General features: G+C 69.6%; 9 protein-coding genes and 1 pseudogene. 9 read left to right on the plus strand and 1 reads right to left on the minus strand.

All coding sequences use genetic code 11. The features are described 5' to 3' along the window. The first annotated feature begins 76 nt into the window (after positions 1–76). The 5 genes from MMB92_RS31360 (at position 77) to MMB92_RS31380 (ending at position 5,018) form a co-directional block, all read left to right on the plus strand. Positions 77–1,396 (plus strand): SDR family oxidoreductase, encoded by a 1,320-nt coding sequence (locus tag MMB92_RS31360; RefSeq protein ID WP_277563170.1) that lies wholly within the window; start codon positions 77–79, stop codon positions 1,394–1,396. Then, entirely contained in the window at positions 1,393–1,863 is a 471-nt protein-coding gene (locus MMB92_RS31365) for a DUF2269 domain-containing protein (RefSeq protein WP_006485758.1), read from the plus strand. Before MMB92_RS31360 ends, MMB92_RS31365 begins: the two co-directional genes overlap by 4 nt. A 93-nt stretch (positions 1,864–1,956) precedes the next feature. Beyond that, a complete protein-coding gene (locus tag MMB92_RS31370) occupies positions 1,957–2,826 on the plus strand; it encodes a DUF393 domain-containing protein (protein ID WP_058902398.1) in 870 nt (289 codons plus the stop codon). Next, complete coding sequence (locus tag MMB92_RS31375) at positions 2,823–4,322, plus strand: TIGR01777 family oxidoreductase (RefSeq protein ID WP_080324360.1); 1,500 nt, start codon at positions 2,823–2,825, stop codon at positions 4,320–4,322. Before MMB92_RS31370 ends, MMB92_RS31375 begins: the two co-directional genes overlap by 4 nt. 72 nt (positions 4,323–4,394) lie before the next feature. Then, positions 4,395–5,018: a glutathione S-transferase gene (locus MMB92_RS31380; protein WP_006485757.1), complete on the plus strand. Its 624-nt coding sequence runs from the start codon at positions 4,395–4,397 to the stop codon at positions 5,016–5,018. Positions 5,019–5,096: 78 nt separating this feature from the next. Here the strand turns inward: MMB92_RS31380 and MMB92_RS31385 are convergent, their stop codons facing one another. Then, a complete protein-coding gene (locus MMB92_RS31385; protein WP_059722131.1) occupies positions 5,097–6,518 on the minus strand; it encodes a serine hydrolase in 1,422 nt (473 codons plus the stop codon). 242 nt (positions 6,519–6,760) lie between these two features. Between MMB92_RS31385 and MMB92_RS31390 the strand changes: the two genes are divergently transcribed. The 4 genes and pseudogenes from MMB92_RS31390 to MMB92_RS31405 all read left to right on the plus strand — a co-directional run. Beyond that, on the plus strand, positions 6,761–7,180 hold the full coding sequence (locus tag MMB92_RS31390; RefSeq protein ID WP_006485763.1) for an HIT family protein: 420 nt from the start codon (positions 6,761–6,763) through the stop codon (positions 7,178–7,180). Between the two features lie 253 nt (positions 7,181–7,433). Further along, positions 7,434–7,604 carry a hypothetical protein gene (locus tag MMB92_RS31395; RefSeq protein WP_006485756.1) on the plus strand — a complete coding sequence of 57 codons (171 nt, stop codon included), beginning with the start codon at positions 7,434–7,436 and terminating at the stop codon, positions 7,602–7,604. 163 nt (positions 7,605–7,767) lie between these two features. After that, positions 7,768–8,427, plus strand: a complete 660-nt coding sequence (locus MMB92_RS31400) for an isoprenylcysteine carboxylmethyltransferase family protein (protein ID WP_034203200.1) — start codon at positions 7,768–7,770, stop codon at positions 8,425–8,427. Between the two features lie 377 nt (positions 8,428–8,804). After that, a pseudogene (locus tag MMB92_RS31405) lies at positions 8,805–9,069 on the plus strand (hypothetical protein); the annotation flags it as partial.

Here is a 9,069-nt window from a genome sequence, read left to right on the forward strand (position 1 = left end):
GAGCGGGCACGCAGCCCGCTTTTTTCGGGGTTGTTATTTCTGTCTGTACAGAAATAACTGTAAATAAAGGATGGATATGAACGCAGCCTTGCCGTCGACCCGTCAGCCCGAGCGCACCGGCGCACCGCGCATGACCGTGCTCGTCTGCGGCGCGAACGGCTTCATCGGTCGGGCTCTGTGCGCGCAGCTCGAAGCCGGCGGGCATCGCGTACTGCGCGGCGTGCGACACGCCGCCGGCCCGTACGACGTCGCGATCGACTTCGCGCGAGACGTCGATCCGCAAGCGTGGCTCGCGCGGCTGAACGGCGTCGACGTGGTGATCAACGCGGTCGGCATGCTGGCCGATCGACGCGGCGCGACGCTCGACGCCGTGCATCGCGCCGCGCCGTGCGCGCTCTTTACCGCGTGTTGCCGTACGGGCGTGCGGCGCGTGATCCAGATTTCGGCGCTCGGCGTCGAGCGCGGCGATACGCGGTACTTCGCGAGCAAGCACGCGGCCGACCGTTTCCTGCAGACGCTGCCGATCGACTTCCGCATCGTGCGCCCCGCGCTCGTCTACGGGGCGGCCGGTGCGTCCGCGCGGTTTTTCCGGATGCTCGCGAGCCTGCCCGTGCACGGGTTGCCGGCGGGCGGCCATCAGCGGCTGCGCCCCGTGCATGTCGACGATCTTGCCGAAGTCGTCGCGCGGCTCGTCGCGCTGGCGGGCGATTCGCCGGCGACGGGCAGCCGCGTGATCGACGTGGTCGGCGGCGACGAAGTCGAATACCGCGAGATGCTGGCCGGCTACCGTGCCGCGCTCGGATTTCCGCCGGCGGCGTGCGTGACGCTGCCCGGCGCGCTGGTCGGCGCGGCGGCCGCACTGTTCGGCGCGTGGCCGGGGGCGATGCTGACGCGCGACACGTGGACGATGCTGCGCGCCGGCAACACCGGCGATCCGGCGGCCACCGCGGCGGTGCTGGGCCGGCCGCCGCGCGGCATCGGCAGTTTCATCGGCGCGGATGCCGCCACGCTGCGCCGCGACGCGCTCGCGATGTGGCGACGCCCGTTGCTGCTCGGCGCGCTCGCGATCGTGTGGATCTGGACGGCGATCGCCAGCGCATTCATCCATCCACTGCACGCGAGCCTCGCGCTGCTGGCGCCCGCGCACGTCACGGGGCTGCCCGCGCTGATCGCGCTCTACGCGGCCAGCACGCTGGACTTCGCGTTCGGCATCGCGACCGTCGTCGCGCCGTCGCGGCGCCTGTGGGTCGCGCAAGCGGCGCTGATCGTCGCGTATTCGGCGGTCATCGCGGTCACGATGCCCGGCCTGCTGGCCGAACCGTTCGGCCCCGTGCTGAAGAACGTGCCGATTCTCGCGATCCTGTTGATTCTGTTTTCAGAAGAAGAACACGCATGAATACCTATCTCGTCGTCAAGGCGCTTCACATCCTGTCGTCGGTGCTGCTGGTCGGTACGGGCTTCGGCACCGCGTTCTACCTGTTCTTCGCGAACCGCACGCGATCGGTGCCCGCGATCGCGGCCGTGTCGCGGCTCGTGGTGCGCGCGGACTGGTGGTTCACGACGCCGGCCGTGATCTTCCAGCCGGCGTCCGGGCTGTGGCTCGCGCACACGGCCGGCTGGCCGTGGCATGCGCCGTGGCTGCTCGCGTCGATCGTGCTGTACGCGGTCGCCGGGGCGTGCTGGCTGCCGGTCGTGTGGCTGCAGCTCGAACTCGCATCGATGGCGAAGCTCGCGCACGCGAACGGCGACGCCGCGTTGCCGGAGCGCTACTGGCGCTATGCGAAGCGCTGGGAACGGCTCGGTTATCCGGCCTTTTTCGCGATGCTGACCGTCTACTTCCTGATGGTGGTCAAGCCGATGTAAGTCCGTGGCCGTCGCGCGGTGTGGCGGCGTATGCGGGAAAGCAGGCCATCGATCGATTCATGATGCTGGCGGTAACGAGAAGGAGTGCAAAGCATGGGTTCGAGTGAATTGGTTCTGTACTTCGACGGACGATGTCCGCTATGTGTCGCTGAAATCCGGCGTCTCGGCGCTCGCGACACGCGACACCGGCTGGCGTTCGTCGATATCGCCGGGCCGGGTTTCGATCCGGCGCCGCTCGGCGTCGACCTGCCCGCGTTGAATCGCGAACTGCATGCGCGCCTGCCCGACGGACGCATGCTGACCGGCATCGACAGCATCGTCGCGGCGTATGCGCTGGTCGGGCGCCGCGGGCGAGTCTGGCTGCTTCGCATGCCGGCGATGCGTGCCGGGTTCGCGTTGCTGTATCGCCGCCTGGCGCGCAATCGGCATGCCGTGTCGCACTGGCTCGGATATCGCTCGCAAGCCTGCAGCGAAGGCGGTGCGTGCAGCATCGGCCGGGATTCCGATAGTGCAGCAGCGAATCGCCCGCCGCGCGATACCCCGCGCCGTATCGTCGTGAGCTGGATGTACGCAGCGGCGCTCGTTCACCTGCTCGTCGGCGTGGTGATGCCGTGGATTGCCGGCGCATCGTGGCTCGACGCGTATCACCGGGAGATCGAGCGGCATTTCTGGACGGGAACCGCACCCGAGGCCGCGCGTGTCCAGCAGGTGTGGTGGTTGTCGCTGATCGCCGCGACGGTGCAGTGCGCGGCGGTCTGGATGCTCGCGCTCGTCCATCTCGGCAACCGCTTGCGGAAGCGGGAAGCGTGGGGCTGGTTGCTGGCCGGCCTGTTGATCTGGGCGCCGCAGGACATGCTGTTGTCGTGGCAGGCGCAGGTGTGGGGTCACGTGGCGATCGACGTTGCCGCGCTCGTCGCGATGGTGCCGCCGCTGGCCTGGCTGTGGAGGAGGGATACCGCATGAACACGTTGCCGGCTTTCGACTGGGCGCTCAACCTGCTGATCGTGCAGGGCGCGATGGGCGCATTCGATACGCTTTATCACCACGAACTCACGCAGGACCTGCCGCACCGCCCGCGTGCGCGGCTCGAGCTGGCGATTCATGCGGTGCGGTCCGTGCTGTACGGGCTCGTGTTCGCATCGATCGCGAACGTCGCGTTTCACGGCGCGTGGGTCGCGGCCGTCGCGGCGGTCGTGCTCGTCGAAGTGGGGCTGACGTTGTGGGATTTCGTCGTCGAGGACCGGAGCCGCAAGCTGCCGGCGACCGAGCGCGTGCTGCACACGCTGCTGGCCGTCAACGGCGGCGCGTTGTTCGGGATGGTCGCGATGCAGCTGTCCGCGTGGGCGCACGAGCCGACCGCGCTGCAGCCGATCGATCCCGGCTGGCGCGGCTGGCTGCTCAGCCTGTTTGCCGTCGGCGTGACGGTGTCGGGCGTGCGCGACGGGATCGCCGCGTGCCGCGTCGCGCCGCGCGAGCCGGCCGCCAACCCGTTCGCCGGGCAGCGGCCCGGCAACGTGCTGGTCACCGGCGGGACCGGCTTCATCGGCGAAACGCTGGTGAACCAGTTGCTCGACGCAGGACATACGGTCACGTTGCTGGCGCGCGATCCGCTGCGCGCCGCCTACCTGTTTCAGGGGCGCGTGCGCAGCGTGACGTCCGTCGAACAGTTGCAGCCGCACGCGCGCTTCGACACGGTGATCAATCTCGCCGGCGCGCCGGTGCTGGGTGCACGCTGGAGCAAGCGCCGGCAGGCGCTGCTGCTCGCCAGCCGCGTCGGCGTCACGCAGGCGCTGATGCGCTGGGTCGAAACCGCCGAGGCCAAGCCGCGCACGTGGATCCAGGCGTCCGCGATCGGCTACTACGGCGTGCGGCCGGGCGACGAACGGCTCGACGAGCGTAGCGGCGCGGGCACCGGCTTCATGTCGGCGCTGTGCCGGCAGTGGGAGGCGGCCGCCGAGCCGCTCGAACGCCACGGCGTGCGTGCGGTGGTGCTGCGGCTGGGCGTCGTGTTCGGTCCGGGTGGCGCGTTGCGCCCGATGCTGCTGCCGCATTACTTCGGGCTGGGCGGCCGATTCGGCGACGGCGCGCAAGTGCTGAGCTGGATTCACCGCGACGACGTGCTGCGGATCGTGGCGCGCGCGATGTCGCAGGCGGGCATGCACGGCGTCTACAACGCGGTCGCACCGGTGCCGCTGACCCAGCGCGCGTTCGTGCAGATCGTGTCGAAGGTGCTGCGCCGCCGCGCGTGGCTGCACGTGCCGGCCGCGCCGCTGCGCGCCGCGATGGGCGAGATGGCCGAGCTGCTGCTGGACGGGCAGCGCGTAGTGCCCGCACGGCTGCATCAGGACGGATTCATGTTCCGCTTCCCGACGGCCGAGCATGCGCTGCGCGACCTGACGAATCGGCCGCACACCGATTTCGCGCACGCGGCCTGCCGTTTTCCGCGAGGTCGTGTATAAATTCGGCGTGAATGCGTTCGGCGCGTGTCGCGCGCCCCGAATGCTCCGCACCCGACCTCACAAGGAGACTGCATGCTGCGCATCCTCGGCAAGATTCCGTCCATCAACGTCCGCAAGGTGCTGTGGCTGTGCACCGAACTGAACCTGCCGTTCGAACAGGAAGACTGGGGGGCGGGCTTTCGCACGACCCACGATCCGGCCTATCTCGCGCTGAATCCGAACGCGCTCGTGCCCGTCATCAAGGATGACGACTTCGTGCTCTGGGAATCGAACACGATCATCCGCTACCTCGCGAACCGCTACGGCGGCGATGCGCTGTATCCGGCCGAGCCGCAGGCGCGTGCGCGGGTCGACCAGTGGATCGACTGGCAGGGCGCGGATCTGAACCGCTCGTGGGTCGGCGCTTTCCTCGGCCTCGTGCGCAAATCGCCCGATCACCAGGATCCGGACGGCATCGCGCAGTCGATCGCGGGCTGGACGAAGCACATGCACGTGCTGAATGCGCAACTCGACAAGACCGGCGCGTACGTGGCCGGCAACACCTTCACGCTCGCGGATATCCCGATCGGCCTGTCGGTGAACCGCTGGTTCGGCACGCCGTTCGAGCATCCCGAATTGCCGGCGGTGTCGCGCTATATCGAACGTCTCGCGACGCGCGAAGGTTTCAAGCAATACGGCGGCAGCGCGAATCCGTAATGCTGCGCCCGTCGCGCGTGATGCGGCGGCGCCGTCGCGGGCGGCGCTTCATCGCATCCGGCGGGCACCGGCCCGTCGTCACGCACCGGGCGCCGGCACCGCGTCGAGCACGCGCGCGAGAAACGCCTCGTGATTCCACGCGGCTTCCGGCCGCGACAGCCCGAGCCGCACGACCACCAGCTGACGGCTCGGCACCACGCTCACGAACTGGCCTTCGTGGCCGACCGCGTGAAACGCGTCGGCCGGCATCGCGCGTGCGTGCGGATCGCGATCGTTGAACGGCTCCGGCACCTTGACCCACAGCTGCGCGCCGAATTCCTGCCGCGACGATTGCGGCGTCGCGCGCGTCAGGTAGCGCACCCACCCTTCCGGCAGCAGCCGCTGCCCGTTCCACACGCCGTCCTGCAGCAGCAGCTGGCCGAAGCGCGCCCAGTCGCGTGCGCTCGCATACATGTACGACGCGCTGACGAGCGTGCCGGACGCGTCGGGCTCGAACACCGCGCTGCGCATCCCGAGCGGCGCGAACAGCGCGCGGCGCGGCAACGCGAGGTAGTCGCCGGCGTTGCCGCCCAGCGCCTCGCGCATCACGCGCGCGACGATCGCGCTCGTGCCGCTCGAGTACGACCATTGCGTGCCGGGCGTCGCGACCAGCGGCTTCGCCGACGCGAACCGCGCGGTATCGGGCTGCGTGAACAGCATCACCGCGACGTCGGACAGCGGGTCGTCGTAGTCCTCGTTGAATTGCAGGCCGCTCGTCATCCGCAGCAGCTCGTCGAGCGTGATGGCCGCGCGCGGATCGCCGCTGCCGCGCCATTCGGGCAGCAGCGCCGACGCGTCCGGCGACAGCTTGTGCTGCGCGACCAGCGTGCCGACCAGCGCGGCCGTGACGGTCTTCGTCATCGACCAGCCGGGCAGCGGCGTGTCGGCCGTGAAGCCGGGCGCATAGCGTTCGGCGATCACCTGGCCGCGCCACATCACGACGACCGCGCGCGTGCGGCGCGGCCGCGCCGGATCGGGTTCGTCGAACGCGCGGTCGATGGCGGTCTGCAACAGGTGTGCGTCGATGCCGGCGGGCGGTGTGGCCGGTGCGGGCGGATCGGGTTGCGCGGGCGCTGGATCGGGGAGGGGCGGCAACCCGGCGGGCAAGGTGGCCGCCGCCGAGCCGGTCGGGGACCCGACCGCGAGCGTGCAGCCGAGCCCGGGCCGGAAGTCGGCTTCGCGTTCGGCGAAGCCGGCGAACGTCGCCACCGCGCGATGATGGTCGGGATCGAGCGACGGGCGCACCAGTTTCAGCAGCGGATGGACGCCGGCCATGATGTCGACGTCGATCACGGACGCGGCCGGGCGCCCCGACACGAACACGCCGGAACACAGCGCCTTCGCCGCATAGCCGGTCGCGATCGGCGCGAGCCGGTACAGCATGTAGGCCGTGTAGCCGATCGCGGCAACGAGCGCGAGCGCGACACCGCGCAGCATCAGTTTCTTGAGGGGGATCGTCATGCGCGAGCGTCCTCGGTGGCGTGCCGGCCGGCAACGATCCGGCAGTGTCGCAGGTTCGGGCGACGCGTTGCAATCGCCGCCGCGTGACGCGCGATGACGGCCGCATGCGTGCGCGCTGCCGCGTGCCGACGGGGCGGCCGGCGGCGCGCGTCGGGGCGAGTTGATATCGGGCCGGCCATCGGCCGATAATCGTCCGGCATTGCTCTCCCAGTCCCATTGTCCAACCGAGATCGGAAAACGCCATGTCCTACGACAACAACAACCCGTTCGCCAAAATCCTGCGCGGCGAACTGCCGTGCGTGAAGGTCGCCGAAGACGACGCGACGCTCGCGATCATGGACCTGATGCCGCAGGCCGACGGCCACGTGCTCGTGATCCCGAAGGAGCCGGCCGCGCAGATCTTCGAGCTGTCCGGCGACGCGGCCGCGGCCGGCATCCGCATGACGCAGCGCGTCGCGGCGGCGGTGCGCGCGGCGCTCGAGCCGGACGGCGTGTTCATCGGCCAGTTCAACGGCGCGGCAGCCGGGCAGACGGTCCCGCATGTCCATTTCCACGTGATTCCGCGCTGGGAGGGCGCCGAGCTGCGGATGCATGCGCGCGACGTCGCCGACGCGGCGACGCTCGAAGCGCTCGCGCAGCGCATCCGGGCCCGCTTCGTGTAACAGCGTGATCGCCCTCGGCGCGGCGGCCGCCCACTGGCGGGCCGCTGCGCCGACCGGGCCTGTTTCAGCGGTCACACGAGGTAACACGTGTAACCGCCCGGGAAACTCGGCCGGCCAGGCGCGGCGCTAGACTCCGCGCATTGTTTCATCGAGCGACAGGAAGGGCGGATCGCCTCTTCGTGCCGGCCGCCGCGTGGTGCGGCGGCGCGGCCTTCGCGAGGTGCCATGCGTCTTTCGCGCCGGGAATCGAGCCATGTCCAGACTTCTCATCACGCTTGCCCTGATCGGCGGCCTGTCCGGCTGCTACGTCGCGCCGCCGTACGGCTACGCGCCCGCGCCGGCCTACTACGGTTACGGCTATGCGCCCGCGTATTACGCGCCGCCGGTGAGCGTCGGCATCGGCGGCAACTTCCGCATCCGCTGATCCGGCTTCGGGCCTCGGCTCCGGGCCCCGGCCGCACCGGCCCGGTCGGCCGCCGTTAGCCGGACGATGCGCGCGAATTCACGCGCCGCATGAAGGCGGCGCACGGCGCCCGGGGTGCGCGGTTCCTATACTTCACAGGAAAGCGCATCCTCGCGAGGCCGTCATGACAGTTACCCCCAAGGTCGTCGTCCTGTCGGGCGTCGCCACGCTCGTCTATCTCGGGCTCGCCGTACTCGGCAGCGGCGGGTTCGCTGCGTTCTTCTCGCATCCTCAGTCAACCGTTGTGGCGATCGCGACACTCGCGATGGCCGTCGCCGCCCTGTTCACCGAAGGCAACCTGAGCAGCGGCGAACGCGAGAACCGCGACAACCGCTGGGTGCTCGCGGCGTTCGCGGTGAGCGGCTTCCTGCTCGCATACCTGCCGGCGCTGACCGACCGCCTCGACATCTGGACCTTCGGTGGCGACACGGTGCGCTGGATCGGCGTCGGGCTGTACCTCGTGGGCGGCGTGCTGCGCATATGGCCCGTATTCGTGCTCGGCAAGCGCTTCAGTGGGCTCGTCGCGATCCAGCCGGGCCATACGCTCGTGACCGGCGGCATCTACAGCCGCATCCGCAATCCGAGCTATCTCGGCCTGGTCGTCAATTCGCTCGGCTGGGCGCTGGTGTTCCGCTCGAGCGTCGGCGTGCTGCTGGTCGTGCTGACGCTCGTGCCGCTCGTCGCGCGAATCCGTTCGGAGGAGGCATTGCTGCGTTCGCAATTCGGCGCCGAATACGACGCGTATTGCGCGCGGACGTGGCGGTTGCTGCCCGGCGTGTACTGACCCCGTCATCTTTTCCCCGACCGTCGTCCGGATGCCCGTTACCGGCGTGTGCAGATGTGTTGCCACGTGTGTCTCGAACGTGCGATCGCGTGCATGACCGGCGTGCCGCAACGTGGGGTCGGACCGATGCGGGAGCCAATGCCGGCAAGGGTTTCAGCCGGATTCGACGGCCCCGTTGAATGTCTGTGATTCGTAAACAACTTGTTACCACAATGTCCACGGCAAGGATGCGGGACCGGTGCTATTCTTCGCCGCAAGCTCATTGAAATGAATTGGTCCGCGGTTCGGCACAATGCCTGGCCCGACGTCGATCGATTCAGATCGTCGTACCGAGCGGACCTCGATAACCAGAATTGCGAACAAGGAAGAATACGGGAATGTGGAAGAAAATCGCCCCCGCTCTCGTCGTCGCCGCGTTGACCGGCGCGACTGCACTGCCGGCAATGGCCGGTGACTTGAACAACGCGCTCGGCGGCGCGCTCGGCGGGGTTGCCGGCGCAGCGGTCGGCGGCGCGGTCGGCGGCAGCACGGGCTCCGTCATCGGCGGCGCGATCGGCGGCGGCGCCGGCGGCGCGGTGACGTCGAACCGTCGCGAGCGCACCGGCGCGATCATCGGCGGCGCCCTCGGCGGCGGCGCGGGTA

This window comes from Burkholderia sp. IO2, assembly GCF_029522185.1.
Lineage (GTDB): Bacteria > Pseudomonadota > Gammaproteobacteria > Burkholderiales > Burkholderiaceae > Burkholderia > Burkholderia cenocepacia.

Excerpts from the sequence above, each read along its gene's own strand:
- MMB92_RS31360 (WP_277563170.1), top strand. The coding sequence starts at position 77 with ATGAACGCAGCCTTGCCGTCGACCCGTCAGCCCGAGCGCACCGGCGCA.
- MMB92_RS31365 (WP_006485758.1), top strand. The coding sequence starts at position 1,393 with ATGAATACCTATCTCGTCGTCAAGGCGCTTCACATCCTGTCGTCGGTG.
- MMB92_RS31370 (WP_058902398.1), top strand. The coding sequence starts at position 1,957 with ATGGGTTCGAGTGAATTGGTTCTGTACTTCGACGGACGATGTCCGCTA.
- MMB92_RS31375 (WP_080324360.1), top strand. The coding sequence starts at position 2,823 with ATGAACACGTTGCCGGCTTTCGACTGGGCGCTCAACCTGCTGATCGTG.
- MMB92_RS31380 (WP_006485757.1), top strand. The coding sequence starts at position 4,395 with ATGCTGCGCATCCTCGGCAAGATTCCGTCCATCAACGTCCGCAAGGTG.
- MMB92_RS31385 (WP_059722131.1), bottom strand. The coding sequence starts at position 6,518 with ATGACGATCCCCCTCAAGAAACTGATGCTGCGCGGTGTCGCGCTCGCG.
- MMB92_RS31390 (WP_006485763.1), top strand. The coding sequence starts at position 6,761 with ATGTCCTACGACAACAACAACCCGTTCGCCAAAATCCTGCGCGGCGAA.
- MMB92_RS31395 (WP_006485756.1), top strand. The coding sequence starts at position 7,434 with ATGTCCAGACTTCTCATCACGCTTGCCCTGATCGGCGGCCTGTCCGGC.
- MMB92_RS31400 (WP_034203200.1), top strand. The coding sequence starts at position 7,768 with ATGACAGTTACCCCCAAGGTCGTCGTCCTGTCGGGCGTCGCCACGCTC.